The organism is Nonomuraea cypriaca (assembly GCF_015645445.1).
GTDB lineage: Bacteria > Actinomycetota > Actinomycetes > Streptosporangiales > Streptosporangiaceae > Nonomuraea > Nonomuraea cypriaca.
In genome coordinates, this window is the sequence record NZ_JADOGI010000005.1 from 51184 (window position 1) to 76492 (window position 25309).

General features: G+C 68.3%; 26 protein-coding genes. 13 read left to right on the forward strand and 13 right to left on the reverse strand.

Annotated features, from left to right (window positions below; all coding sequences use genetic code 11):
- Positions 1 to 357: 357 nt before the first annotated feature.
- From ITP53_RS03065 to ITP53_RS56940, 4 genes are all read right to left on the reverse strand, one after another.
- Positions 358 to 1968 carry an ABC transporter permease gene (locus ITP53_RS03065; protein ID WP_195893724.1) on the reverse strand — a complete coding sequence of 537 codons (1611 nt, stop codon included), beginning with the start codon at positions 1966 to 1968 and terminating at the stop codon, positions 358 to 360.
- Positions 1965 to 2855: an ABC transporter ATP-binding protein gene (locus tag ITP53_RS03070; protein WP_207755488.1), complete on the reverse strand. Its 891-nt coding sequence runs from the start codon at positions 2853 to 2855 to the stop codon at positions 1965 to 1967. The genes ITP53_RS03065 and ITP53_RS03070 overlap by 4 nt, the downstream gene beginning before the upstream one ends.
- A gap of 10 nt (positions 2856 to 2865) precedes the next feature.
- Positions 2866 to 3363 (reverse strand): GbsR/MarR family transcriptional regulator, encoded by a 498-nt coding sequence (locus ITP53_RS03075; protein WP_195893726.1) that lies wholly within the window; start codon positions 3361 to 3363, stop codon positions 2866 to 2868.
- 290 nt (positions 3364 to 3653) lie between these two features.
- Entirely contained in the window at positions 3654 to 4016 is a 363-nt protein-coding gene (locus ITP53_RS56940) for an ATP-binding cassette domain-containing protein (protein WP_207755478.1), read from the reverse strand.
- Between the two features lie 57 nt (positions 4017 to 4073).
- On the opposite strand from ITP53_RS56940, the gene ITP53_RS03085 reads away from it, so the two are divergent.
- From ITP53_RS03085 to ITP53_RS03105, 5 genes are all read left to right on the forward strand, one after another.
- Positions 4074 to 4517, forward strand: a complete 444-nt coding sequence (locus ITP53_RS03085) for a CBS domain-containing protein (RefSeq protein ID WP_195893727.1) — start codon at positions 4074 to 4076, stop codon at positions 4515 to 4517.
- A complete protein-coding gene (locus ITP53_RS03090; RefSeq protein WP_195893728.1) occupies positions 4514 to 5809 on the forward strand; it encodes an ArsB/NhaD family transporter in 1296 nt (431 codons plus the stop codon). Before ITP53_RS03085 ends, ITP53_RS03090 begins: the two co-directional genes overlap by 4 nt.
- Positions 5810 to 6087: 278 nt before the next feature.
- Complete coding sequence (locus ITP53_RS03095; RefSeq protein WP_195893729.1) at positions 6088 to 6294, forward strand: hypothetical protein; 207 nt, start codon at positions 6088 to 6090, stop codon at positions 6292 to 6294.
- 168 nt (positions 6295 to 6462) lie between these two features.
- Positions 6463 to 6888: a YbhB/YbcL family Raf kinase inhibitor-like protein gene (locus tag ITP53_RS03100; protein ID WP_236050380.1), complete on the forward strand. Its 426-nt coding sequence runs from the start codon at positions 6463 to 6465 to the stop codon at positions 6886 to 6888.
- A 469-nt stretch (positions 6889 to 7357) separates the two neighbouring features.
- Entirely contained in the window at positions 7358 to 8002 is a 645-nt protein-coding gene (locus ITP53_RS03105; RefSeq protein ID WP_195893731.1) for a helix-turn-helix domain-containing protein, read from the forward strand.
- Positions 8003 to 8054: 52 nt separating this feature from the next.
- On the opposite strand, the gene ITP53_RS03110 is transcribed toward ITP53_RS03105, so the two are convergent.
- The 6 genes from ITP53_RS03110 to ITP53_RS03135 all read right to left on the reverse strand — a co-directional run bounded on the left by ITP53_RS03110 (position 8055) and on the right by ITP53_RS03135 (position 13134).
- Positions 8055 to 8924, reverse strand: a complete 870-nt coding sequence (locus ITP53_RS03110) for a hypothetical protein (protein WP_195893732.1) — start codon at positions 8922 to 8924, stop codon at positions 8055 to 8057.
- An 87-nt stretch (positions 8925 to 9011) separates the two neighbouring features.
- Positions 9012 to 9440, reverse strand: a complete 429-nt coding sequence (locus ITP53_RS03115) for a peptidase inhibitor family I36 protein (RefSeq protein ID WP_195893733.1) — start codon at positions 9438 to 9440, stop codon at positions 9012 to 9014.
- 279 nt (positions 9441 to 9719) lie between these two features.
- Complete coding sequence (locus tag ITP53_RS03120) at positions 9720 to 11135, reverse strand: purine-cytosine permease family protein (protein ID WP_195893734.1); 1416 nt, start codon at positions 11133 to 11135, stop codon at positions 9720 to 9722.
- A gap of 25 nt (positions 11136 to 11160) precedes the next feature.
- On the reverse strand, positions 11161 to 11304 hold the full coding sequence (locus ITP53_RS03125; protein ID WP_195893735.1) for a hypothetical protein: 144 nt from the start codon (positions 11302 to 11304) through the stop codon (positions 11161 to 11163).
- Positions 11305 to 11322: 18 nt separating this feature from the next.
- Entirely contained in the window at positions 11323 to 11979 is a 657-nt protein-coding gene (locus ITP53_RS03130) for a cysteine hydrolase family protein (protein WP_195893736.1), read from the reverse strand.
- Between the two features lie 258 nt (positions 11980 to 12237).
- On the reverse strand, positions 12238 to 13134 hold the full coding sequence (locus ITP53_RS03135; protein WP_195893737.1) for a LysR family transcriptional regulator: 897 nt from the start codon (positions 13132 to 13134) through the stop codon (positions 12238 to 12240).
- A gap of 178 nt (positions 13135 to 13312) precedes the next feature.
- Here ITP53_RS03135 and ITP53_RS03140 point away from each other — a divergent pair, with 178 nt between their 5' ends.
- Genes ITP53_RS03140 through ITP53_RS03150 form a run of 3 tightly spaced genes read left to right on the forward strand, consistent with a single transcriptional unit; the run spans position 13313 to position 17090 of the window.
- Positions 13313 to 13906 carry a (2Fe-2S)-binding protein gene (locus ITP53_RS03140; RefSeq protein ID WP_195893738.1) on the forward strand — a complete coding sequence of 198 codons (594 nt, stop codon included), beginning with the start codon at positions 13313 to 13315 and terminating at the stop codon, positions 13904 to 13906.
- Positions 13906 to 14886, forward strand: coding sequence for an FAD binding domain-containing protein (locus ITP53_RS03145; protein ID WP_195893739.1), 981 nt, complete (start codon positions 13906 to 13908; stop codon positions 14884 to 14886). Before ITP53_RS03140 ends, ITP53_RS03145 begins: the two co-directional genes overlap by 1 nt.
- On the forward strand, positions 14883 to 17090 hold the full coding sequence (locus ITP53_RS03150; protein WP_195893740.1) for a xanthine dehydrogenase family protein molybdopterin-binding subunit: 2208 nt from the start codon (positions 14883 to 14885) through the stop codon (positions 17088 to 17090). Before ITP53_RS03145 ends, ITP53_RS03150 begins: the two co-directional genes overlap by 4 nt.
- 527 nt (positions 17091 to 17617) lie before the next feature.
- On the opposite strand, the gene ITP53_RS03155 is transcribed toward ITP53_RS03150, so the two are convergent.
- Positions 17618 to 18871, reverse strand: coding sequence for an aspartate aminotransferase family protein (locus tag ITP53_RS03155; RefSeq protein ID WP_195893741.1), 1254 nt, complete (start codon positions 18869 to 18871; stop codon positions 17618 to 17620).
- 108 nt (positions 18872 to 18979) lie between these two features.
- On the opposite strand from ITP53_RS03155, the gene ITP53_RS03160 reads away from it, so the two are divergent.
- On the forward strand, positions 18980 to 20449 hold the full coding sequence (locus tag ITP53_RS03160; protein ID WP_195893742.1) for an NAD-dependent succinate-semialdehyde dehydrogenase: 1470 nt from the start codon (positions 18980 to 18982) through the stop codon (positions 20447 to 20449).
- A 13-nt stretch (positions 20450 to 20462) separates the two neighbouring features.
- Here the strand turns inward: ITP53_RS03160 and ITP53_RS03165 are convergent, their stop codons facing one another.
- Positions 20463 to 21134, reverse strand: coding sequence for a GntR family transcriptional regulator (locus ITP53_RS03165; RefSeq protein ID WP_195893743.1), 672 nt, complete (start codon positions 21132 to 21134; stop codon positions 20463 to 20465).
- 114 nt (positions 21135 to 21248) lie between these two features.
- Positions 21249 to 21980 (reverse strand): maleate cis-trans isomerase family protein, encoded by a 732-nt coding sequence (locus tag ITP53_RS03170; protein WP_195893744.1) that lies wholly within the window; start codon positions 21978 to 21980, stop codon positions 21249 to 21251.
- A 205-nt stretch (positions 21981 to 22185) separates the two neighbouring features.
- On the opposite strand from ITP53_RS03170, the gene ehuB reads away from it, so the two are divergent.
- From ehuB to ehuA, 4 genes are all read left to right on the forward strand, one after another.
- The gene (gene ehuB / locus ITP53_RS03175; RefSeq protein ID WP_195893745.1) at positions 22186 to 23076 is read left to right on the forward strand and encodes an ectoine/hydroxyectoine ABC transporter substrate-binding protein EhuB; all 891 of its coding nucleotides are present in this window, start codon (positions 22186 to 22188) and stop codon (positions 23074 to 23076) included.
- A gap of 69 nt (positions 23077 to 23145) precedes the next feature.
- Positions 23146 to 23841 (forward strand): ectoine/hydroxyectoine ABC transporter permease subunit EhuC, encoded by a 696-nt coding sequence (ehuC, locus tag ITP53_RS03180; protein WP_195893746.1) that lies wholly within the window; start codon positions 23146 to 23148, stop codon positions 23839 to 23841.
- On the forward strand, positions 23838 to 24494 hold the full coding sequence (gene ehuD, locus ITP53_RS03185; protein ID WP_195893747.1) for an ectoine/hydroxyectoine ABC transporter permease subunit EhuD: 657 nt from the start codon (positions 23838 to 23840) through the stop codon (positions 24492 to 24494). Before ehuC ends, ehuD begins: the two co-directional genes overlap by 4 nt.
- Positions 24478 to 25302 (forward strand): ectoine/hydroxyectoine ABC transporter ATP-binding protein EhuA, encoded by an 825-nt coding sequence (gene ehuA / locus ITP53_RS03190; protein WP_407941210.1) that lies wholly within the window; start codon positions 24478 to 24480, stop codon positions 25300 to 25302. The genes ehuD and ehuA overlap by 17 nt, the downstream gene beginning before the upstream one ends.
- Positions 25303 to 25309 lie beyond the last annotated feature (7 nt).

Consider the following 25309-nt stretch of genomic DNA (forward strand, 5'->3'; position numbering starts at 1 on the left):
GTTGACGCTGACTGCAGAGAAGACCTTCAGCACCGCCCCAACCCCGTCGAGCGTGTAATACGGGCGGGCGGCGTCGGCCTCTTCCCGTTGTAAGCGCAACCGCTCCACCGCCTCGACAACCAGCCCCAAGATAGCGAAGATCGTAGAACGTCAGAGCCACGAAGACGACGTTAGCCATCCCGCTCTCTGCTTCCGCTTGACGTGCCAGGGGGCCGGACAACGGTGCTCCGTGTGTGTCAACCGCGTGTGCCTCCTCGCCGATTCACACAACCCGTCGGCGCTACTCTGCTCACGACTCCTGGCAGGATCGTGAGCAGATTCCGGTCTCCTTCGGCGTCGCGCTACGGGTCGGCGAGGTCAGGCGTGCAGGTCTCGGTGCCGGAAGGCCCGGACGGCGATGGCCATCAGCGCGAGCGCGACCACTGTCAGGGCGGTGAGGGTGAGCGGCCCGATGGCGGCCTCGGGATAGTCGGGGCTCAGCTCGACCAGGGAGAGGTCGAGCAGCCAGCCGGGCAGGCCCAGCGCCCGCCCGAAGAGCGAGGCGAAGAAGGCGTACGCCACCACTGCCCAGACCAGCCTCGACGCCCGGGGCGCCAGGCCGTACAGCAGGAAGGCGATGCCTGTCAGCAACGTGATCGCCGGCAGGTGGACGAGTGCACCTGCGACGAGCCGCGGCACGTGCGACACCTGCCCGGTGGCGGCCCCGTAGGCGAGACCGGCTCCCAGGCCAGCCAGCAGCAGCACCACAGCGCTGCCGGTCACTGCGGTCGCGAGCTGGGCGCCCGCCCACCGCCGGCGGGAGATCGCCGCGGCGAGCACGGCGTCCGCGCGGCCCGAACCTTCCTCGGCGCGCGCCCGTGACACGCTCACGATCGCGTACACGCAGGTAAGCAGGGCCATCAGCCGCAGGTAATAGACGAACACGTGGTCGGCGAACCGCTCGGCGCCGCCGCCGCCGAACAGCTGCCGGTAGACGTCGGTCTGGACCGTCTGAGCGGCGTCCAGCGCGCTCACCAGACCGCCGCCGAACAGGCCGAGGATGAGTAGCCCGGCTCCCCAGGCGGCCAGCGTGCCGCCCTGCAGCCGCACGGCCAGGGCGAACGGGCCGCGCAGCCGGCCGGAGGCCGCGGCACGCCCGCGCCTGGGCCGCACCGACCCCGCACCGAGGTCCCGCCTGGCGCCCAGGAGGAAAGCGGCGGCGACGCCGACCGCGATGAGCGCCAGCAGGAGCAGCAGCGGCCACCACCGCTCACCCGCGAACGGCCGCATCGCCTGCGCCCACCCGATCGGGGAGACCCATGACAGTGCGCCGCCCGAGACGTCGCCGATGCCCCGCAGAGCGAAGGACAACCCGAGCACACCGGCGAGCGTGATGCCGGAGGCCGCCCTGCCATACTGGGTGAGCTGGCCGACCACCCCCGCCACCACGGCGAAGACCAGGCCGACCGCGGCGACGCTTGCCCCGAAGGCCATCGATCCCGCCTCCGGCAGTCCCATCCCGGCCAGTCCGACGGCCAGCACCAGTCCAAGCGTCACGTTCGCGGCGGCCACAGCCGCCAGGGCGGCGGTCAGCGGGGCGTGCCGGCCGACCACGGCCGCGCGCACGAGCTCCAGGCGCCCGTTCTCCTCCTCCGCCCGGGTGTGCCGTACGGTGAGCAGCACGCTCATCAAGGCGGCCAGGATGAAGACCGACGAGCTGTCGTTGGCCACCAACGGGCCCAGGTTGCCGACCGTCGCGTCCGCCAGCCCGTGTCCGGGGCCGGTCGCCGCGAGCACCGCCGGGTTGCCCAGCACCGCCGCCACCCGGTCGGCCAGCGCCTCTTCAGTGGTGAACAGGTCGCGGTAGCTGCTGGCGTTGCCCAGCACGACCCCGCAGGCCACAGCGATCCACAGCGGGACGCGCACGCGGTTCTGGCGCAGGATGGACCAGGTCAGCGTGCCGAGCCCGGCCAGGGCGGTCGCGCTCATCGTCCGGCTCCGGCGCTGGAGGGCTCCTGGTCGTAGTGGCGCAGGAACAGCTGCTCCAGAGTGGGCGGCCGGCTGACGAGGCCGCGCAGGCCGAAGCCGGTGACGTGCCGCATCACGGTGTCCAGATGCTCCGCGTCGACGTCGAAAGTCGCGTGCGCGCCCTCGACGTGGGCGTCGTGGACGCCCGGTAGCGCCCCGAGCCCGGTGAGCGGCTGAGCGGTCTCGGCCTCGATCGTGGTCCGGGTGAGGTGCCGCAGGTCGGCGAGCGTGCCGCTCTCCACCGTACGGCCGCGCCGGACAATGGTGACCCGGTCGCACAACGCCTCCACCTGGCCCAGGATGTGGCTGGACAGTAAGACGGTGCGCCCCTCCTCCTTCGCCTCGCATACGCAGTCCTGGAACACCGCCTCCATCAGCGGATCCAGCCCCGAGGTCGGCTCGTCCATGATGAGCAGCTCGGCGTCCGAGGCCAGCGCGGAGACCAGGGCGACCTTCTGGCGATTGCCCTTGGAATAGGTGCGGGCCTTCTTGGTGGGGTCGAGGTCGAAGCGGTCGATCAGGCTCTCGCGACGGCGCGCGTCGAGTCCGCCGCGCAGCCGGCCGAGCAGGTCGATCGCCTCCCCGCCGGTGAGCGTGGGCCACAGGGTGACATCGCCCGGCACGTACGCGATCCGCCGGTGCAGCTCCACGGCATCCCGCCACGGGTTGCCCCCCAGTAGCTCCGCGCTGCCCGCGTCGGCGCGGAGCAGGCCGAACAGGATGCGGATGGTGGTCGTCTTGCCGGCGCCGTTGGGGCCGAGGAAGCCGTGCACCTCACCGGCGCGCACCGTGAGGTCGAGGCCGTCCAGGGCACGGGTGGCGCCGTAGTTCTTGACCAGGCCGGACAGTACGACCGGATCAGTCGTCTGCCTGGGGGCGCTGGGCGCGCCGGTCCTGGCGGTACTTCTCCCACTCTGTGATGAGTTGTGCACCGAGCTTCTCCTCCATGAAGGTGTAGAGGTCCAGGAACTCCTCCAGCCGCTCCCGCCTGGCCGCGTCGTCCCCGACGGCTTCCAGGCCGAGCTCGGCGATCTGACGGCCCAGGGTGAGCATCTTGGCGCGGCCCTCGATCATGCGTGACGCGTCGCCGCCCCCCTTGAGCTGGTAGTAGTGCTCGCGCGTGCTGGGGATGGGGGCACGCTCCACGAACTGGAGCTGCTCCAGCTGCCGGATCATCGGGCTCACCGCCGCCTTGCTCAGCTCGACGACGTTCGCCAGCTGGGTCAGGGACTGGTGCGGCGGGTCGCAGATCTGCAGCCAGCCGTGCAGGCGGCCGGCGGTGCGCGAGACGCCCGTCGTCGCCTCGAAGAACAAGGCGTAGCGCTCGACGAAGTCACGTTCTTTGGGTGTCGCCAACGTCCATCTCCATACGGATCTTTCGGAGCTTTCTTAACGATCCTACAGTAGCCTTCGCCTAGGCTGAAAGAGCTCATGCGGCACCCCTACAGCAACGGAGCGGTGGCTTGATCGTCACTTCACATGCGGCCGCATACGGCGGTTCCGGGGCCACGGTGCGGTTCGCCTTGCGCCTTGCGAGGATCAAGCCGCCCGGGAGAGCTCCTGATCTTGAGGGGGAACGTCGCCTCCGCAGTGTCGAAGCCTTGGCGGCGCAGCAGATTTCGCCGTCGAGAAACCATCTCGGGCCGTTACACATGCGTCTTGAAGCGGTACACCTTGTTTTCGCGCACGGTCAGCTCGGGATACGCCGTGGGGGCTTCCACGAAATAGCCGGTGCGGGCCCAGGCCGAACGGTCACCGGCGGAGACGGCCGCGCCGAGGACGTGTACGGATCCGCGGGTGGGTGCGATCATGCCGAGCAGCATGCGGATGAGGGTCGTCTTGCCGGCGCCGTTGAGGCCGAGCAGGGCGTAGATCTGTCCTGCCTGCAGCTGCAGGCTCACATGGTCGACCGCGGTCACCTCGCGGTAGCGCTTGACGACGCCTTCGACCTCTATGACCGGCGCCGCTCCACTGTGCCCGATCTTGACGTTTCTTGATAGGTTCTTCACTGGTGCGCCGGGAAGCCTGGTCGGCAGTCGTTGTCGTCAACCTGAAAGGCCTCCTGTATGCGTGCACGCGACCTGCTCTCCGCGTTCCCCACGCTCTCCTTAGACACTCCTGTGATCGAGGCCGCCCGGCTGCTGGCCGAGCAGGATCTTCCCGGGCTGATCGTCGTCGACGATCGCGGGCTGCCGTTCAGCATCCTGCCCGGTACGCAGGTGCTGCGGCTGGCCGTGCCCGGATACTGCCAGGACGATCCCGCGCTGGCCCGGGTGATCGACGAGCAGCACGCCGACCGTTTCCTGGACGCACTGGCAGGCCGTACGGTGCGTGAGGCGCTGCCGCCCGAACCGCGTGAGCTGCCGGTCGCCGATCCGGGCGCGACCGTGCTGGAGCTGGCCGCGATGATGGCCCGTACGCACAGCCCGCTGGTCGCGATCGTGGACGAGGACCGCCTGCTGGGGGCCGTCACTTTGCAGGCGCTGCTGGACCGGGTGACGGGCCTGTGAGCTTCGTCGCCTGGGTGGCCACAGCTGTCTTCGTGTGCGCCTATGTGCTGATCGCCACCGAGAAGATCCACCGGGTGGCGGCCGCGCTGGGCGGTGCGGGGATCATGCTGCTGATCCACGCGACCGACGCCGAGACCGCATTCTTCGACGAGCACACCGGGATCGACTGGAACGTCATCTTCCTGCTGCTCGGCATGATGGTCATCGTCGGCGTGCTCAAGCAGACCGGCGTGTTCGAGTACCTGGCGATCTGGGCGGCCAAACGCGCCAAGGGCCGGCCGTACCAGCTGATGGTGCTGCTCGTGGTCATCACGGCGATCGCCTCAGCGCTGCTGGACAACGTCACCACGGTGCTGCTCATCGCGCCGGTGACGTTCCTGGTGTGCGAGCGGCTGGCGCTGCCGGTAATTCCCTATCTCATCGCCGAGGTGCTGGCCTCCAACATCGGCGGCGCCGCCACCTTGGTGGGCGACCCACCGAACATCATCATCGCCAGCCGGGCCGACCTGAGCTTCAACGACTTCCTGGTCCACATGGCGCCCCTGGTCGTCGTGCTGCTGGCCGTCTTCATCCTGCTGTGCCGGGTCCTGTTCCGCGACGCGTTCCGCTACGATCCGGACCGGGCCGCGGAGATCATGAGCCTGAACGAGCGCGAGGCCATCAAGGACCGGCGGCTGCTCACGCAGAGCCTGGTGGTGCTGGCCGTGGTGATGGCGGCGTTCGTGCTGCACCCGGTGCTGCACTACGAGCCGTCGGTGGTGGCGATCTTGGGGGCGGGCATCCTCGTGGCCGCCACCAAGGTGACCACCCAGGAGGCGATCAGCGAGGTCGAATGGCCCACACTGACGTTCTTCGCCGGCCTTTTCGTCATGGTCGGCGCGCTGGTGCACACCGGCGTCATCGGCCAGTTGTCCCAGGCCGCGGTCAGCGCCACCGCGGGCCAGCCCGAACTGACGGCGCTGGGCCTGCTCGGCGGTTCGGCCGTGGTGTCGGCGATCGTGGACAACATCCCCTACGTGGCCACGATGAGCCCGATCGTGGAACAACTCGTCCACGCCGACGGCGGCACCGGCGGGGGGCCGCACGTGCTGTGGTGGGCGCTGGCGTTCGGCGCCGATCTGGGCGGCAACGCCACGGCCGTGGGCGCCGCGGCCAACGTGGTCGTCCTGGGCATCGCTGCCCGCAACGGCCATCCGATCAGTTTCTGGCAGTTCACCAAGTACGGCTTGATCGTCACCGTGGTGACCATCGTGCTGTGCGTTCCGTATCTGTGGCTGCGCTACCTGGTATGAGAGAGCGGCCGGGATCGACGGGGCGATCGTGCTCGGCCACTCCCTGGAGGCGCGATCGCCCCGGCCGGCGGCGAACTCGCGGCGGCCGTCGGTGAAGGTGGCCGTGAGGGCGTCGAGGCCGCGGCGACCGCCTGCAGCGGCGTGGCTGGGCCGGGCGACGCGGCGATCGCATCGGGGCCTCGGCCGCCGCCGTCCAGGCCATGGGCGCCCAGGTGCGCCGCGGCGACCTCGGCCACCTCCAACGGGCTGCGCGAAGCCGCGGCCGATCGGACGCAGTCGTGCACCTCGCGTTCGACCACGGCACCATGACCGCGGCGGGCTTCGCCGGGGCGGCCTCCGCCGACCACGCCGTGGTACAGACGCTCGGCGCCACGCTGGCCGGCACGGGCAAGACCCTCATGGGCATCGGCAGACTACTGGACTGGGAGCCGGTCCATCCCGGCCTGATCGCCGACCTTGAGCAGGGCCACTACTTCACCGACTGATACCGGCCCGGGAACCTCCGTGCGCCGCAGGTTCCCCGATCGGCTACCCGTGATGGATGACCAGAACATCAGCGCCGACGCCGATGGACAGCGCGTCGGATGAGCCGAGTGTGTCGAACCGGGCCTGCGGGGCAGCAGGTGAGCATGGCTGGGATAGCACTACGGAGCATGGCTTTCAACGATCACGCGATGATCCCGCACGGGCACTCCCACGAGGCTGGCGACGTCTCACCGCATCTGCAGTGGGCCGACGTACCCGACGGGACGGCCGAACTGGCGTTGATGTGTGAGGACCCGGACGCCCCCAGCGGCACCTTCACCCACTGGCTGGCCGCGGGCATCCCGCCGGACACCACGGAGCTGGACGCCGGGGCAGAACTGAAGGGGTTCGTCACCGGCCGCAATGACTTCGGCAGTCAGGGGTACGGCGGCCCGCATCCGCCGCCGGGCGACACTCATCGCTACTTCTTCCGCCTCTACGCCCTGTCCGAGCCGACCGGCCTGGCGGACGGCTTCTCGACCGCGGACCTCCGGCGCGCGATCGAGGGAAGGGTGCTGGCCTCGGGCACGCTGGTCGGCACCTACGGCCGCTGATCGGGCTCGGCGCGCGACAGAAGTGGCGGCGGGCTGGCGTTTCACGGTCTTTTCAGCGAGTTTTCAACGCTCTACGGCACGGTTGCCTTGGGGCAAGACACGTCGAGGAACTGATGCGGTACCTGTCGATCCCCCGCATCGGCCCGATCCGCGTGGCGATCCCTGAGCGAGATCCACCCTCAGCCGAAGGGGCGGCCGCGCCCGCCGGCAAGGCGGGCGGGGAGCCCTTTCCTCGGCGTGCGGAAAGAAGGCAATCGATGAACAGACGAGTGCTGATCGTGGGAGCAAGCATCGCCGGGCTGGTGCGCCCATGATGACGGAGCACATACAGCTCGGCGGCCTCCGCGTGGCGAAGGAATCAGTGATCCCGGCGCGTGGTCCAGAACCGATGCCCGATGACTCCTACCAACTGTTCGTTCCCTTACGTGGCGCCCGCGCCGGCGATTTGCTCCTCCATGATCCCGCACGCGTGATCTCGGGTGTGATCGGGCCGCCGGACGAGTGGCTCAGGACGGCATGCGTCTCCATCCCGAAGGCCCTGGTCAACGTGCCGGCCGAACACCTGGACGGGCTGCTGGGCCGGCCCATCCCGGCCGCGGACGGGATCGGCGGGCTGCTGATCGACTTCGTCACCGATTTGTGCGACCACGGGCCCAGCTTCCGGCCCGCCGATGGCCCGCGGGTGGGAATGGCACTCCTGGATCTGATCTCCGCGCTGCTCAACAACGCGCTGGAGACCGGCTTGGCCGACGTGCGCGACAAATCCGGTCGGAACGCGCTCATCCGCCGCATCATGGCTTTCATCCAGCAGCACCTTCGCGAGCCCGACCTGACACCCAGCGCGGTGGCCTCCGCCCATTACATCTCCGTCAGCCACCTGCACAGGCTCTTCCAGACCCAGGGCCTCACCGTCACCGCCTGGATCAGACGGCAACGGCTGGAACGTGCTCGTAGCGATCTGGCCGATCCCTCACTGCGTGACGTTCCCATCCACGCCATTGCCACGGCATGGGGCTTCGCCCATCCCGCCGACTTCAGCCGAGCGTTCCGCCGCGCATTCGGGAGCTCGGCCATCAACTTCAGGCGGAAGGTGTGTCGCCAGTTGGCTTCATGAGACCGGGACGAGTTTCCGCCACCACCTTTTCAAGGACTATCGGGTGGTTGACTTACTCGGCGGCCACGGCCCGGCTTACGTTCGACAGGTGTATGTTTTTGCCGGCTCTGAGAAGATCGAATTTTTCCAGGTTACGCTGGATGATCTGGTGTTGTAATGTCCTCTCGGCTTCATGCCAGGTCTTCAGGAGTCCGGACGATTGCTTGCATCGGACGTCTGCCTGCGCGGTCTCGATCTCGCGTTCGGTGATCGCCGGGGCATCGAGGTCCCAACGCGGGTCGCCGATCGCCGCGTCAGGGTTGGCGTAGGCGAAGCCGAGTCTCGACATACACCTGCGCCAATCCTCCTTCGCTCGGGTGACGGCTTCGAGTTGTTCGGTTCGCCGCAAGGAGTCGGCACTCTGCGCGGACAGCCAGTCGGTATCCGCTCGGGGAAGTCCGCGTTCGAGAAAAGAATCGATCTGCTGGTAGCAGCCGGGCTGCCCGTTACCGCCATAGATCGCGGCCTCCTCCGCTTCGCTCACCCCTTTGTTCCACGCCTCAATTCGATTCCGGCGTCGTTCCTGGTCCGGGCGCACGGGAAGGTGGTAGCCGAATCGCGATGCCGCGTTCTCGTCCGCCACGCCATATCGCCGGCTGTTGTCGTATACGTCTGGGGGTGCTTCGGCGCCGGTGTTCTCCGGCATGGTGAAGTTGAGCCCGCGCCCGCGTACGCAACGTTTCACCAGTATCTGGCGTCCCCGTTCCAGTGACCATATGTCCCGCGGTTTCCACTTGTACTCATCGAAGGGAAGATCCAACCGGAGAACGGTGAAGCCCACGGGCGTCGGAGCGTCGGCGGAGCCCGGAGAAAGCTGGGCCGTACAGGCGGCGAGCATCGGCAGCACGAGGATCAGCGCTGCGCCTGCGCGAATTCGCGACATGTGACCTCGGGTTCCACTGGATGGGATGCGAGGCTGGGATGCCGGGCACACGGCATCCCGGCCTCCGCATGGCCACTCAGCTCGCCGTCAACAGCCGTCGAACCTTGCCGACGTCGCGGCGTTGTCCTCTACGTTGTCGTTTGCCAGGTACCCGTCGTTCTTCCCATTGGCGAACGGAGTGCTGTCGCCCTTATAGTCCGGATCCTTGTAGAGGGTCACCGTGCAACCGGCCCGATTCTTGATCGAACTGGTCTCGTCATTCATGTCGTCGTCCGTGAGGTAGCCGTTTCCATCCCGCCAGTGGTTGCCCCTGAAGTCGCTGTCGTCGTGCACGATATCGCGCCAGTGATTGGTGTTTCCGTTGTTGAAGTCGTTGTTCTCGAAGAGGCAGAAATTTCCGGTGCTGCAGCTTCCCGCGAAAACTTGGGCGGAATCGGCCTGCGCGGGTGAGGCAGCGACGCAGAGGCCTGCCGACGCCGCGATGGCTACTGCCACCCTCGCGATGGTTTTTCCCATGATGGCTCTCCCCGTGGTTTGTCGTGAGTTCGCACCCTAAGAGCTCCGAAGGCGCCACTGTGTGACAGTCGTACCGAGAATGTGACCCTCTCACCTGGAGCGAGAGCGTCCTTTCCAGCCGCATCCTGCCCGGCGCTCTCGATTATTGTTGGGGACGTTTGCCGCGATGTCGTTGGCAGGGAATACACGGCTCTTAACGGGAGGTCCACGGTTCGCTGTCGTCCAGGCAGCGAGGCGTGGCCGATCAGAAGTTGTTCATCCCACGAGCTCGGCGTCGCCTCAGCGCGGGCCGACCTCGTAAGGCCGCGCCGCGTCACCCCGGCCGACGGTCTCCGGTGTCCGCTGGTAACCGCCCATCACGCGGTCGGCGAAGAACCACTTCGCCACCACGTAGTAGAGCGCCCCCGAGACGATCATGGAGGGCAGCGTGGCGGAGATGTACTGGAACAGGGACTCGCCGGCGGAGAAGGTGAACATGTCGATCGCGCTGAGCCAGCCGCCGAGGAACAGCCAGACCGCCATACCCGCGATCATGCATGCGACGGCGACGAGGTTGACGCCCCCGGTGAAGCGGTACTTTCCCTTCGGGTCGTAGCACGCGCGCACGTCGATCTTCTGCCCGCGGAGGAAGAAGTAGTCGGTGAGGGCGATCCCCCAGTAGGGGCCGGCGAGGAGACCGACGAAGATGAGCAGGAAGTTGAAGATCTCCTGGAGCGAGGTCGCGAAGACGAAGATGATCGACGGTATGGTCACGATCGCGCACACCCAGCGGTAGTTCCACTTCGGGGCGACGCTGAGGATGCCCATGGATCCGGATCCGAGCAGGTGCGTGACCGAGGTCACCGTGCCGAGCGCGATGATCACCAGAGCGGCCAGGCCCAGGTCGAGCTGGTTGGACCACAGTGCGGGGTCGGTCTGCCCGGTGGCGAGGGTGGCGATCCCGCCGACCACGGCGAACAGGATGCCGGTGGACGCGAGACCGAGGTAGGTCCCCCAGAAACCGATGCGTTCCCCTCTGGCGAAGCGGTTCCAGGAGCCCAGGTAGGGAAACCACGAGATGGTGAACGCGAAAATGATCTCGAAGGCGCTCATCCAGGACTGGGAGCCGTCACTGGGCGTCGTCATGACCTTGGTCCAGTAACCGCCGGCGACCAGTCGTACGAGGATGTAGGCGACGAACACCAGCAGGACGGGCACGGCGATCTTCGACAGCTGGAAGGCCGCCTTCTGGCTGAACATGACGATGATCAGGGGAAGCGCGATGCCGACGCCGAGCGCGTAGACGGTGTAGTCGCCGGCGAAGGTCAGGCCATGGCCGACGTCCTGGACGACGAGCTTCATCGCCGATCCGGCCATGGAGGCGAGGATCCCGACCCAGCCGAAGTTCACCCCGACCAGCACGACGACGCCGTAGATCGAGCCGTGGTAGCCGAACGTCGGGCGAAGCGACACCATCTCGTCGATGCCGTACCGGGCGCTGCGCTGTGAGTCCCACGAGCAGAACGCGAGCCCGAGCAGATAGCCCGTCACGGAGATCACGAGCATGGGCCAGAAACCGAGGCCGAGCGCGTACGAACTGCCCGAGACGAAGTTGGTGAGGAGTACGTTGCCGCCGGCCCAGAGCCAGAAGATGGACAGGAAACCCGCGTGCCTGTCTTTGCGGGCGAGCGGGAGAATGGTTTCGCTGTTAGTCATATGTGAAAGTCATCCAGAGCCGGGTTCAACGCTGCACGTACCAGATGGTCGCCGCCATGAACGGAAGAAGCGCGACGAGAAAGAGCCAGAGCTGGTCCTTCGCGGTGACGTCGTGCGAGTCGTCGATTTCCGGCAGGTCCTGGGGGTGCTCAGTTTCGGTGGTATTCATGGGGGAATCCCTCGTGCCTCAGCCGAGCTTGGCGAAGACCCCGTCAAGGGTGCCGGCGGTGAACTGCAACTGGTCCGGAGCGGTCGATCGCCATGAGTGGTAGGGCTCGCCGCGCAGCTTCTTGCTCATCTCGGTGGAGTCGAAGATCTCGATGTCGTAGACCCAGTTGGCCATCATGAGGATCGCGGCCTTGTGGGAGCCGTCGTTGGTGGCGGCGCAGACGTCCTTGACGAGGTTGACCTGGTAGTCACGCGCGTAGCCGTCGAAGACGGTGGTCATCAGGCAGCCGTCCGTGACGAAGCCGCCGATGATCAGGTGCTTCACGCCGAGACTGCGCAGCACCAGGTCGAGTGACGTCTCATAGAAGGCGCTCCACCGGTGCTTGTCGATGACGATGTCCTCGGGACGCGGGGCGATCTCGTCGATGACCTGCATGGTGTCGGAATCGGACCGGTAGTGGACGGGCTTGCCCTCGTCGTCGAGCACCTCGTTGTTGGGCAGGCCGATCGCGTCGGCCCGGCTGACGTGCCGCGTGTAGATGACAGGGACGCCGAGTCGCCGGCATTCGCCGATGAGAGGCACGGTCGCCGCGACGGCGCCATTCACATTCTCGATGCCGTACTTACTTTCCTGCTGCATATCGATGAGAATGAGGGCTGTTTTCGAAAGATCCACGGATCTCCTCGTGTGGTGCGATCGGCTGGTCTCCGGGTGTGCGCGCTTTTACCAACTCCTTTACTCCATGCCGACTTGATCGGTATCCCGGGCGAGGGCAATGCGCTCAAGGCTACAGGGACCGTTCCAGGCACGACCTCTCACCCCTCGCGGGCACCTTCGACGTGCGGCCGCGCCGCTGTTTCTGGTCTTCTCCCCGCTGCGCGGCGTCCGCGAGGTGTCGGAGTTGAGGCCCGAGCAATCCTGATCATCGCTCGGTCAGGCGAAGTCACCCGTGAGGTGCTTCTCGGCGGATTTGCGGAAAGCGGCGAGCAGGCGGTTGCCGTCGCCGGCGCGGGTGGCGAGCACGACGTGGCTCGGCTCGACGCCGTGCAGGGGGACGGTGGTGAGGTCGGGGCGGAGGCTCTCCGCGCGGAGACCCGCGGAAACGATGGCCACGGCCTGGCCGGCGGCGATGAGTTCGAGCTTGTCATCGAGGGCCTCGACGAGGGGGCCGTCGGGCGCGGGGCTTCCGTCGGGCCGGGGGTCGATGCGCCAGAACGCGTTCCAGGCCGGGTCGGGCAGCTGGGGCAGGGGCTCGCCGGCGATGTCGTCGAGGGTGACCGATTCCTTGCCGGCCAGGCGGTGGTCGAGGGGGACCAGCAGCACCCGGGGTTCGTCGTAGAGGACCGTCACATGGAGTCGGCCGGTCCGGAGCGGCAGCCGGGTCACCGCCGCGTCCACTCGGCCCTCGAGCAGGGCCTCGCGCGACTCGTTCCAGGCCAGCAGCACAGTGCGTACGTCGGCGTCCGGGTGCTGGTGGCGCAGCTCACGCACCGCGGGCGTGACGGTCACGTTCATGGTGTAACCGATGATGATCCTGCTGGGCCGGGCGGCGGCACGGGTGTGGGCCGCGGCCTGGGCGGCCGAGCGCAGCAGCGCCTTGGCGCGGGGCAGGAAGACCTCTCCCGCCTCGGTGAGGCGCGTGCCCTGCGGGGTGCGGTCCAGCAGGCGAGCGCCCAGCTGCTGCTCGAGCCGGCGGATCTGACGGCTCAGGGACGGCTGGGTGACGTGGAGGGACTCGGCGGCGTGGCCGAAGTGCCGGTGCTCGGCGACAGCCGTGAAGTAGCGCACCAACCGTAGATCGAGGTCCAGGGCGGGAGCTGAGTCGGCCATTCATGAAGCGTACCGCGCAGAAGTTCGTGGCCCGTTTCCACTGCTCGGTCTGAGCTGGGGTGATGCCTGAATCGCAATGCGATGCGCAACAGGCTTTGGACGTGGACGGCTGCTCGCTCGAACGATGGAGACACCACTCCCCCGGTGCGTGAATGCCCCGACCCGTGAGGTGATCAGCATGTCCAGCGAGGAGTCCTCCTCGGAATTCGAGCCGACCAGGCGTACCGTCATCAAGGCGGCTGCCGTCGTCGCGACGGCACCGGCGCTCTCCGGTCCTGGCGAGGCCGTCGCCGCCGTGGACGGCGGCCCCGTACGGACGTCACTGAAGGTCAACGGCGTGCTGCACGATCAGACGCTCGAGCCGCGGGTGACCCTGCTCGACGCGCTGCGTGAGCGGATCGGCCTCACCGGCACCAAGAAGGGCTGCGACCGCGGCGAGTGCGGCGCCTGCACGGTGCTGGCGGACGGGCGGCGGATCAAGTCCTGTCTGACCCTCGCGGTCATGCAGGAGGGCCGCGAGATCATCACCGTGGAAGGCCTCGCCCGCGGCGACCGGCTGCACCCCGTGCAGGCCGCCTTCATCGAGAACGACGGACTGCAGTGCGGCTTCTGCACCCCCGGCCAGATCATGTCGGCGGTCGCCTGCGTCGACGAAGGACACACCGGATCCGATGAGGAGATCCGCGAGTGGATGAGCGGCAACCTGTGCCGCTGCGGCTGCTACCCGAACATCGTGGCCTCGGTCCGCCAGGCCGCCAAGGAGACACGCTGATGGACGATTTCGTCTACACCCGCGCCGATCGGCCAGAGACGGCGGTCCGCCTGGCCGCCCAGCCAGGCGCGCGTTTCATCGCCGGAGGCACCGATGTGCTCAACCTGATGAAGGAGGGTGCCGAACACCACGACCGGCTGATCGACATCAACGCGCTGCCGCTCTCCGGCATCCGGGAATCCGATGCGAGGATCGAGCTCGGCGCGCTGAGCCGGATGAGCGATGTGGCCGCGCACCCGGCCGTCCGCCGTCGTGTGCCGGTGTTGTCGCAGGCGCTGCTGGCCGGCGCCTCGCCGCAGGTGCGGAACATGGCCTCGCTGGGCGGCAATCTGCTGCAGCGTACGCGGTGCTGGTACTTCAGGGACTCCGCCATGCCGTGCAACAAGCGAACGCCCGGCAGCGGTTGCGCCGCGCTGGAGGGCCAGAACCGGTGGCATGCCATCCTGGGCGGCAGCGACCACTGCATCGCCGTCCACCCCTCTGATCTGGCGGTGGCCCTGACCGCGCTGAACGCCACGGTGCGCACCCTGAGCGCCGAAGGCCCGCGCGGCATCCCGATGTCCGGCTTCTACCTGCCGCCGGGAGACACCCCGCACCGGGAGACCGTGCTTGGCCCGGGCGAGCTCATCACCAGGATCGACGTCCCCGTCACTCCCCTGGCCACCGGCTCGCGGTATCTGAAGTTGCGGGACCGGGCGACGTTCGAGTTCGCCGTGGTCTCGGTGGCCGCGCTGATCCGGTCGCGCGACGGCGTGGTCGAGGAGGCGAGTCTGGCGTTCGGCGGCATCGCTCCCCAGCCGTGGCGTTCACCCGCGGCCGAGCAGGCGCTGGTCGGGCGCCCGCTGAACGAGACCACGATCCGGGCGGCCGGCGCGGCGCTGGTGCGCGAGGCCGTGCCGCGCCGGCACAACGCCTTCAAGGTGCCGCTGGTGCGGCGGGCACTGTCCGAGATCCTCGACCAGTTCGGGAGGACCCGATGAGCGCATCCACGGTCGGCAGGCCGATCGACCGGGTGGACGGTGTCGCCAAGGTCACCGGCGCCGCCCGCTATGTCGCGGACGCCGACGTCGCCGGAGTGACCCACGCCGTACTGGTGATGAGCACGATCGCGCGGGGCCGCATCACGGCCTTGGACACCTCCAAGGCGACCGCCGCGCCGGGAGTGCTCGGTGTTCTCACCCACCGGAACATGCCCCGCATCACCGTGCCGGGCCCGGAGAGCCTGTACGTGAAGGGTTTCCTGCCCGTCCAGGACGACCGCGTCCGGCACGCCGGCCAGCCCGTCGCGGTGGTGGTGGCGCAGACCCTCGAACAGGCTCAGCACGCGGCCGCCCTGGTCGAGGTGACCTACCGTGCCGAGACGCCGCAGGTGGTGCCGGCCGACAGCATGGACGAGGCGTACGTGCCCGAGCCCGGGCCCTTCGGTCCCAGCACCTACGCCCGCGGCGACGTCACAGCAGGACTGGAGTCCGCGCAGGTCAGGGTCGAGGCCGCGTACTCGAGTCCGCTGCAGCACCACAACGCCATGGAACCGACGGCCGCGGTCGCGATCTGGGACGGCGACCGGCTGACGGTCCGGGTGTCGACCCAGTCCATCACCGACGTCCAGAACTCGCTCATGGAGGCCTTCCGGCTCCCGCGCGAGAACGTCCGTGTCATCTGCCCCTTCATCGGCGGGGCGTTCGGCGGCAAGGGCCTGACCTGGCCGCAACCCATCCTCGCCGCGGCGGTCGCCCGGCAGGTCAGGCGGCCGGTCAAGCTGGTGCTGACGCGGGCGGACGCCTACACCAGCCACGGTCACCGCGCGGAGAGCCATCACCTCCTGCGCATGGGCGCCACCCGCGACGGGCGGCTCACCGCGATCGACCACACCATCACCCAGTCGGTCTCACGTACCGATGAGCTGATGTTCAACGGCCCGGAACCCACCAAGATCCTCTACGCGTGCCCGAACGTGCGGACGACGATGCGGGCGGTGCGCCTCGACCTGCCGACCGCCAACTTCGCCCGTTCGCCCGAGACCTCGGCCAACTACGCCCTGGAGTCCACGCTGGACGAGCTGAGCCACGCGCTTGACCTGGATCCGGTCGAGCTGAGGATCCGCAACTGGTCGGCCACCAACCAGGAGACCGGCGAGCGCCACGGCAGCAGCTACCTGCGCGAGTGCTACCGGCAGGGCGCGGAGCGCTTCGGCTGGTCGCGGCGCGATCCCCGGCCCGGTTCCATGCGGGACCGCGACGGGCTGATCGGCTGGGGAATGGCGACCGCGTCCCACGTCTCGGGTGGCCTGGGAGGGGCGGGAGCCACCGTACGGATCACCGTGGACGGCGGCGCCCGGATCCGCTCTGGCACGCAGGACCTCGGGACCGGCACGTACACGGTGATGGCGCAGATCGGCGCCCAGGAGCTGGGCATGCGGCTCTGGAATGTCGAGTTCGCGCTGGGAGACTCGTCATTCCCGCAGTCGGTCCCGTCCGTTTCCTCGACGACCGTGCCGAGCGTCGGCGCCGCCGTCGTACGGTGTGCGGCCCAGGCCCGCGAACGGGTGATCGCCCTCACCGTGGCCGACCCCCGCAGCCCCCTGCACGGATTGCCCCCCGACCGGATCGGCGTCGGCGACGGTTACCTGTCGGACACCGACCGGCCCGCGCGGCGGATCAGCTACCGCGAGGTCATGCGCCGCCACGGCCAGCCGATCGAGGTCACCGTCCAGCCGCCGGAGCAGACGCCGATGCGTTACTCGGTCGGCGCCTTCTTCGTCGAAGTCCACGTCCATCCCGGCCTGGGGCGGGTCAGCGTACGCCGGGTCGTCGGCGTCTTCGACCCCGGCCGGGTGCTCAACCCCAAGACCGCGCGCAGCCAGGCCATCGGCGGGGCCATCTGGTGCATGGGAATCGCGCTCACCGAGCATGCCCTGGTCGATCCCCATCTGGGCCGGATCGTCACGCCGAACCTGTCCGGCTATCTGCTGCCCGTCAACGCCGACGTACCGGACATGGACGTCACCTTCATCAACCGTCCTGACCCCTCCAGCGACGCGCTGGGCGCCCGCGGCTTCGGCGAGGTGCCCTCGACCGGGCTGACCGCGGCCATCGGCAACGCCGTCCACCACGCCATCGGCCGCCGCATCCGCGACCTGCCGATCACCCAGGATAAGATCCTCGCGGCGCTGTCCAGGCAATGAGTCTGCGTTTGTGAAGTGAGGTACGCGATGCGCGCGGTCATTCACGACGGCGGAATACACACTGTCGATGTGCCGTAGCCCGAAGGAAACGGCGTACGCCTGTCGGTCGTCGCAGCGGGGATCTGCGGAACAGACATCGGCTTCGCCGCGGCGCTGGTGCTCGGCGGCGGGTCCATCGGGCTGCTGGCCGCCGCGGCGGCACAGGCCGCGGGGCACGACGTCGACGTCGATGCGAGGCATCCCCACCAGCGGCGCGCGGCCGAGGAGCTCGGGTGCGGAGAGCCCGGCGGCGAGTATGGTGATCGACGCCGCGGGGAGCGGGTCCAGTCTCCGCAGCGCCGCCGCGGCCGCCCGTCCCGGCGGACGCGTCGTGTCCACAGGCGTCTACAGGGAGAACCACCGATTCCCGGGGTCATCAGCCTGACCAAGGAACTGACCTTCGTTCACTCCATCGCCTACGGCCTTCGTCTCGAACGGGTACCGCGCCCTGCCCGCCAGGCTCACCCCCTGATTTCGGAGAGCGATCGTCAGGCGGTCACCGCGCTCACCGCGTCCGCCCAGATGCTGCCGGCTTCCTTCACCTGCTCGGAGTCGACGACCAGCGCGGGGATGAACCGGACGACTTCGCTCCAGGCGCCGCAGGTCAGCAGCAGGAGGCCGCGCTTGGCCGCCTCGTGCTGCGCCGCGGCGGCGGTGGCGCCGTCCGGGTTTCCTTCCGCGTCGCGGAACTCGCTGCCCAGCATCAGGCCGAGGCCCCGCACGTCGGTGATTCGCTCGTTCCCGGACGCGACGTCCTCCAGCGCGGCCCGCAGCTCGACGCCGCGGGCGGCCGAGTTCTGTACGAGGCCCTCGCTCTGGATCACGTCGAGTGTGGCGAGTGCCGCGGCGCAGGCCACCACGTTCGCACCATAGGTGCCGCCCTGCGATCCGGGCCAGGCCTTCTCCATGAGGTCGGCGCGGGCGGCGATCGCCGACAGCGGGAAGCCGGAGGCCAGGCCCTTGGCCATGATCAGTACGTCGGCGCGGACGCCGAAATGGTCGCCGCCCCAGAACTCGCCGGTGCGCCCCCACCCGGTCTGGATCTCGTCGACGACGAGCAGGATCCCGTACCTGTCGGCGCGCTCGCGCAGCCCTGCCAGGAAACGGGTGTTGGCCGGCACGTAGCCGCCCTCGCCCAGCACCGGCTCGACGAAGAAGGCCGCGGTGTCCTCCGGGGACGTCACCGTCTGAAGGACATAGTCCAACTCGCGCAGCGCGAAGTCGGTCGCCTGGTCCTCGTCCCATCCGTAGTGGGTGGGGTTCGGGAACGGCGCGATGACGACGCCGCCCATGAGGGGGCTGAAGCCGGAGCGGAATCTGGTCCCCGAGGTGGTCATCGACGCGGCCGCGACGGTCCGGCCGTGGAAACCGCCGTGGAAGACGATGACGTTCGGGCGGGCAGTGGACTGGCGGGCCAGGCGCAGGGCCGCCTCCACCCCTTCGGAACCGGAGTTGGAGAAGAACAGGCGGTCGAGGCCGGTGGGCAGCACCTCGCCGAGACGGTCGACCAGGTCCAGCAGCGGGCGGTGCATGACCGTCGTGTACTGCGCGTGGATGAGGGTCGCCACCTGGCGCTGGGCCGCCTCGACCACGCGGGGGTGGCAGTGCCCCGTGCTGGTCACGCCGATCCCGGCGGTGAAGTCGAGGTAGCGACGCCCCTCTTCGTCGTAGATGTGGACGCCTTCGCCGCGCGCGGCGAGGACTCCGGTCGCCTGCTTGAGGATCGGAGAGAGTGCTGCCACTGGAGCTCCTCTGGTAGATTGTCGACAATCAAACTGGAAGATAACCTACAACGGCTTGCGGTCCGCGTCAGCCCCCTGAAGCGGCGCCCGCCGTCGGAAGGGACGAGAATGCCTGATCAGGCCGGTGAGCTCGCAGTCATCGACGCGGCGCCGAAACAGCTCTTCATCAACGGCAAGTGGACGGACGCATCGCAGGGAGCCACCTTCGAGGTGCTGGATCCTTCGACGGGCAAGGTGTTGTGCGCCGTGTCGGACGCCTCGCCCGAGGACGGGATGGCCGCACTCGAAGCCGCCGCCGCAGCGCAGGCCGCGTTCGCCGCCACCCCGCCGCGCGAACGTTCCGACATGCTCATGCGGGCCTTTCGCCTGCTGCACGAGCGCATCGACACCCTCGCCCTGCTCATGACGCTGGAGATGGGCAAGCCCCTGGCGGAGTCACGAGGCGAGATCGCCTACGCCGCGGAGTTCTTCCGCCACTTCGCCGAGGAGGCCGTCCGCATCGACGGCGGTTACCAGGTCGCACCGGCCGGAGGCGCCCGTTTCCTCGTGACCAAGCAGCCCGTCGGGCCTTCGCTGCTGGTCACACCGTGGAACTTCCCCATGGCCATGGGCACCCGCAAGATCGGTCCCGCGATCGCCGCCGGCTGCACCAGCATCATCAAGCCGGCCCCGCAAACCCCACTGTCCATGCTGGCCCTGGCCGGGATCCTGCGCGAGGCCGGCGTACCGGACGGCGCCGTCAACGTCGTGACCACGAGCAACGCCGGTGAGGTCATGGAGCCTCTGATCCGCTCCGGCGTGGCGCGCAAGTTGTCGTTCACGGGTTCCACCGCCGTGGGCAGGCGGCTGCTGGAGCAGTGTGCCGACAAGGTGCTGCGTACCTCGCTGGAGCTCGGTGGCAACGCGGCGTTCATCGTCTTCCCCGACGCCGACCTCTCCGCGGCCGTCGACGGGGCGATCGCCGCGAAGATGCGCAACTCCGGCGAGGCCTGCACCTCCGCGAACCGCATCTACGTCCACGCGGACGTCATCGACGACTTCGGGGCGAAGCTGGCCGAGAAGATGGCCGCCCTGCCCGTTGGGCGAGGTGTGCTCGACGGCGTCCGCGTCGGCCCGCTCATCGACGCCGCCGCGCGGGAGAAGGTGGCGCGGCTGGTGGGCGACGCCGTGGAGCGGGGCGCCAAGGTGCTCACCGGCGGAGAGATCCCGGACCAGCCAGGCTTCTTCTATCCGCCGACGGTCCTGACCGGCGTGCCGGAGTCGGCCCGGATGCGGCACGAGGAGATCTTCGGTCCGGTCGCGCCGCTGACGGCGTTCACCACCGAGGACGAGGCTGTCGCAGCGGCCAACGACACCGAGTACGGCCTGGTCAACTACGTGTACACCAACGACCTGTCGCGCGCGCTACGGGTCGCGGAGGCGCTGGAGTCCGGCATGGTCGGCATCAACCAGGGTGTGGTGTCCAACCCCGCCGCGCCTTTCGGCGGGGTCAAGGCATCCGGTCTCGGCCGCGAAGGCGGGCCGATCGGCATCGAGGAGTTCCTGGAGACCAAGTACATCGGTATCGGCCTAGCCTGACCGATGCGCGCCTCTAGGCGGTGGTCCCCCGCGCTCGGAGCCGGACCACCGCGTCGTGCATGTGCTCGATGAGGAGACGGTCGACGAGTTCGGCGTCGCCGGCCTTGAACGCGTCGGCGATCTCGTCGTGCTCGGGGACGCGGTCGTCCGGCGGCGGGTAGGTCTCCTGCAGCGCCGTGACGCACATGCGTGTCTCGGTCAGCAGCGTGTGGTGCATGCGTGACAGCCGCGGGCTTTCGGCCATCCGGACGAGTTCCTCGTGGAACTCCAGGTCCGCCGCGCCGATCTTCTCTCCGTCCAGACGGTCGGAAGCCTTCGCCATTTTCTTGATGATCGAAGCCAGCCGCGTACCCGCGGCGACGGGATCGCGGCGGAAGATCTCGGCGGCGGCCGTACGCTCGACGGCGGTGCGTGCCAGGTAGATGTCATAGACGTCGTCGTCGGTCAGCTCGATGACGAACAGACCACGGTTGCGGATCGAGACGAGGAGACCCTCCTGCGTCAGACGCTGCATGGCCTCTCGCAGCGGGCCGCGGCTCACGCCGAGTTCGCGGGCGAGGTCGGCCTCGCCGAGCTGGGCGCCTGGCTGGAGCTCTCCGTGGGCGATGGCCTCACGTAGCTTGCGGGCGATGATGCTCGGCGTGGACTCCCTGTCCACGGGTGCGATGAACCTGCCGAGGGTCATGCTGGTCTCCGTTTTGGCAGCGCCCGTCCGTTTGCGATCCGGAGAGCCGAGCGAACGTGTCGATGGTGGATTGTTCATCATCCTGCTGTCGCGATCACTGATTTAACACCGATGTCACAGGCGGAAGAGGGATCCCAGGCCCGCGAGGCGCGTGCTTCCTCCCCCGATGCGCAGCCCTTCCCAGACGGTGACCTGGTTGGCGGTGAGGACCGGCTTGCCGACGGCGCTTTCGAGGTCGTCCAGCCACGCCAGCGAGTGCATCGCGGTGTCGGGGACCAGCACGGCCTCCGCGTCGCCGACGTCACCGGCGCGGACCATGGCCGCCACGCGCTCTTTTCCGAGGGTCCCGACCTCGGCCGCCGTGAGGATGTCGTGGCTGCCCAGCGACGCGACGTCGACTCCACCGCGCCGCAGGAACTCCACGAAATGCGACGCCACCTCCCGCGGGTACGAAGCCGCGACGGCGACGCGGCGCAGACCGAGCGCGCGCGCCGCCTCGACGAACGCGATCGAGGTCGACGAGACGGGCAGCCCCACGATCTTCGCCACGTCGTTCACCTGCTCGCGGGCGCCGTCCCAGCCGAAGACGAAGCTGCCCGAGGTGCAGGCCCACATCACCGAGTCGAGATCGCGGCCGGCCAGTTGCCTGGCGCCTTCGGCCAGGCGTTCTGGGCTGCCGAGGTCCAGCAGGGCGTCGACTCTGTGGGCGTCCTCACCGACCGGAGTGTGCACCAGGGGCAGGCGCACCTGTCCGTCCAGCCGGCGCTCGAGTTGGGGGAAGTCGTCCTCGGCACCGAAGCCCGGATACAGCAGGCCGACGGTCGTAGGACGGGGGTGTTCGTTCACGAATGACCTTTCGGCTGCGGAAAAAACACGTTTCCTACATGTTTCTAGCGCGTTCCAATATCCCGAGGGATCAATAAGATTGTTGACAATGCTACACCAGCTGATTAGCTTCGGTCAGCAACAACAGAGGCCCGCGCCACCCCCCGGCGGATCCAGGCTTCCAAACGCTGTCCCCTCGGACGGCCGCGACGATATCGGAGTCGACATGACCAACGACCCCTCGCGGAGAGCGTTGCTTCGCGGCCTCGGCGCTGCCGCGGTGGCCGCACCGCTGACCGCGTGGCTCGCCGGCTGTAGCCGCACGGAGATCCCCGGGTCCACGAGTGCTTCCCAGGACCTGCTCGCGACCGGGCGAAAGCAGGGGTATCTGCGGGTGGGCATCGCGAATGAGCCGCCGTACACGCAGGTCACCGCGGACGGAAACGTCACGGGCGCCGAGCCTGACGTGTTCCGCGCCGTGTGCAAGCGCCTGGGCATCAACGACGTCCAGGGCATCATCACCCCGTACGCGTCGATGATCCCCGGTCTGAAGGCCAACCGGTGGGACGCCATCGCGGCGGGCCTGTTCATGAAGCAGTCACGCTGCGCCGAGGTCCTCTATTCCGAGCCGGTCATAGTCTCGACGGAGTCCTTCGGGGTCAAGCCGGGCAACCCGAAGCGGATAGTCGCCGTCGCCGACGTGCTCGCGAACGCGGAGCTGAAGATCGCGGTGCTTCCCGGCGGGTTCGAGGACGGGATACTCAAGACGGCCAAGGTGCCCGACGGGCAACTGGTCAAGGTGGACGACGGGCGCAGCGGCATCGAGGCGCTGAGGTCCGGGCGGGCCGACGCCTTCTTCCTGCCGACCCTGTCGCTGCAGGCCCTGCGGGAGAAGGACAAGGACTTCGAGGTCACCGCGCCGGTCGACGACGCGCCCGTGACCGGGTCGGGGGCGGCCTTCCGGCCCACCGACAAGACGTTCCTGGCGGCGTACAACAAGGAGTTGGCCGCGTTCAAGGAGACCCCCGAGTTCGCCGACATCCTCAAGAAGTGGGGCTTCGACGCGGCGGCCACCAAGGGCGTCACATCCGCCGAGCTGTGCAAGAACGACGGCTGACGCGCGTGGGCCATCACCGCCACCGGCCGCGTAACCCGGCGCCGAATTCGACGACGGAACCGGCGACCCATGTCTGATGTCATCGCCTACGCGCCGCTGCTGCTGCAGGGGCTGCTCGTCACGTTGCTCGTCACGGTTCTCAGCGCCGTCGTCGCGGTGGTGACCGCGTTCACAGCGGGTCTCGCCCGGCTCTCGCAGCACTGGTGGCTTCGGTGGCCGGCGGGCGTCTTCGTCGAGGTCTTCCGCGGCACCTCCCTGCTGGTGCAGATGTTCTGGTTCTTCTTCGCGTTGCCCTTCTTCGGCTTCCAGCTCGCCCCGCTCACCGCGGCGGTGCTGGCGCTGGGGCTCAACGAGGGGTCGTACGCGGCCGAGATCGTACGTGGCACGATCAGCTCGCGCGCCGCCGGGCAGACCGAGGCGTGCGTGGCCCTCGGCATGGGCCGGGCACTGAGGATGCGGCGCGTGCTGATACCCCAGTCCATCCCCGCCATGTTGCCGCCGTTCTGCAACGTGCTGGTGGACCTGCTCAAGAACACCTCTCTGGTCTCGCTCGTCACGGTCGCGGACCTCACGTTCACCGGGCAGATGGTGCGCAACACCACCGGGCAGACGACGGCTGTGTTCCTCACCATCCTCGTGTTCTACTTCGTGCTCTCGTCGCTGATCTCACTGCTGATGAAGTGGCTGGAGCGGCGATTCGCCCTTGACCGCCGGCCCAGGTCAAGCCTGCCGGGTCCGCTCGTGAAGGCAGGTGTGCCCGGATGATTTGGGACTCCACGTTCGCGGCGTCGATCGTTCCCGAGCTGCTTCGGGGACTGTGGGTGACCGTCCAGATCACCCTCGCGGGCACCGTCATCGCGATGCTCCTCGGGCTGGTGGTAGCGGTCCTGCGGTTCTCACGTCTGCCGGTCGTGTCGCAGATATTCGACTTCTACGTCCAGTTCGTACGGGGAACGCCGCTGCTGATCCAGGCGTACTGCGCGTTCTTCATCCTGCCCAACTACGGCCTGAGCTTCAGTCCGATGGCCACCGGCATCGTCGTGATCGGCATCAACTACAGCGCCTACACGGCCGAGGTCTACCGCTCAGGGATCCACGACGTGCCGCCAGGGCAATGGGAAGCGGCGAAGGCGCTCAACCTGCCCATCGGCGCCACCTGGACCCGGATCATCCTGCCTCAGGCCGTCCGGTCGGTGATCCCCATCCTGGGCAACTACCTCATCCAGATGTTCAAGGACTCGGCCGTGCTGTCCGCCATCACCGTGTTCGAACTGCTGGCCCACGCGCAGGCGATCGGATCGAGCAACTTCCGGTACCTGGAGCCACTGACCATCGCGGGCCTGCTCTTCCTCCTGGTGAGCTACCCTGCCTCCCAGATGGTCCGGAGATTGGAGCGTCGACTTGCCCCCTCACATTGACACCGGCTCGGCCCCGGTGCCCGCATCCACGCCCGCGGCGGACCGCGAGGTCATGATCTCCTTCGACGACGTCAGCAAGCGCTGGGGAGACAACGAGGTGCTCCGGTCGCTGAACTTCGACGTCAGGTCGGGCGAGAAGGTGTCGATCATCGGGCCCTCCGGGTCGGGGAAGACCACGATCCTGCGGATCCTGATGACCCTGGAGACCCCTGACACGGGCCTCGTCACGGTCAACGGCGACACGCTGTGGGACGTCAAGCCCGGCTCACGGCCCAAGGAGACCAAGCAGATGCGGGAGACCCGCCGCCACGTCGGCATGGTCTTCCAGCAGTTCAATCTCTTCCCCCACATGACCGCGCTCGAGAACGTCATCGAGGCGCCAATCCGCGTGCTCAAGCTGGGCAAGGACGAGGCCCGTCAGCGTTCGACCGACCTGCTGGAGATGGTCGGGCTGTCGAAGCACCTCGACCACAAGCCCCCGCAGTTGTCCGGCGGACAGCAGCAGCGCGTGGCCATCGCCCGCGCGCTGGCGATGCGGCCCAAGGTGATGCTCTTCGACGAACCCACGTCGGCGCTCGACCCCGAGCTGATCGGCGAGGTGCTCAACGTCATCAGGGAGCTGGCGGTGACCACCGACATGACCATGCTCATGGTGACCCACGAGATGCGCTTCGCCGAGGAGATCTCGGATCGCGTCGTGATGTTCGACCACGGATCCGTGGTCGAACAGGGACCCCCAGGAGAGATCTTCAAAGCGCCGAAGGAAGAACGCACCAAGAGCTTCCTGCACGCGGTCCTGAGCCATTGACCCGGCG

Coding starts and splice junctions, on each gene's coding strand:
- ITP53_RS03065 (WP_195893724.1), bottom strand. CDS start 1,968: ATGAGCGCGACCGCCCTGGCCGGGCTCGGCACGCTGACCTGGTCCATC.
- ITP53_RS03085 (WP_195893727.1), top strand. CDS start 4,074: ATGCGTGCACGCGACCTGCTCTCCGCGTTCCCCACGCTCTCCTTAGAC.
- ITP53_RS03100 (WP_236050380.1), top strand. CDS start 6,463: ATGGCTTTCAACGATCACGCGATGATCCCGCACGGGCACTCCCACGAG.
- ITP53_RS03110 (WP_195893732.1), bottom strand. CDS start 8,924: ATGTCGCGAATTCGCGCAGGCGCAGCGCTGATCCTCGTGCTGCCGATG.
- ITP53_RS03115 (WP_195893733.1), bottom strand. CDS start 9,440: ATGGGAAAAACCATCGCGAGGGTGGCAGTAGCCATCGCGGCGTCGGCA.
- ITP53_RS03120 (WP_195893734.1), bottom strand. CDS start 11,135: ATGACTAACAGCGAAACCATTCTCCCGCTCGCCCGCAAAGACAGGCAC.
- ITP53_RS03125 (WP_195893735.1), bottom strand. CDS start 11,304: ATGAATACCACCGAAACTGAGCACCCCCAGGACCTGCCGGAAATCGAC.
- ITP53_RS03135 (WP_195893737.1), bottom strand. CDS start 13,134: ATGGCCGACTCAGCTCCCGCCCTGGACCTCGATCTACGGTTGGTGCGC.
- ITP53_RS03140 (WP_195893738.1), top strand. CDS start 13,313: ATGTCCAGCGAGGAGTCCTCCTCGGAATTCGAGCCGACCAGGCGTACC.
- ITP53_RS03145 (WP_195893739.1), top strand. CDS start 13,906: ATGGACGATTTCGTCTACACCCGCGCCGATCGGCCAGAGACGGCGGTC.
- ITP53_RS03150 (WP_195893740.1), top strand. CDS start 14,883: ATGAGCGCATCCACGGTCGGCAGGCCGATCGACCGGGTGGACGGTGTC.
- ITP53_RS03160 (WP_195893742.1), top strand. CDS start 18,980: ATGCCTGATCAGGCCGGTGAGCTCGCAGTCATCGACGCGGCGCCGAAA.
- ITP53_RS03165 (WP_195893743.1), bottom strand. CDS start 21,134: ATGACCCTCGGCAGGTTCATCGCACCCGTGGACAGGGAGTCCACGCCG.
- ehuB (WP_195893745.1), top strand. CDS start 22,186: ATGACCAACGACCCCTCGCGGAGAGCGTTGCTTCGCGGCCTCGGCGCT.
- ehuC (WP_195893746.1), top strand. CDS start 23,146: ATGTCTGATGTCATCGCCTACGCGCCGCTGCTGCTGCAGGGGCTGCTC.
- ehuD (WP_195893747.1), top strand. CDS start 23,838: ATGATTTGGGACTCCACGTTCGCGGCGTCGATCGTTCCCGAGCTGCTT.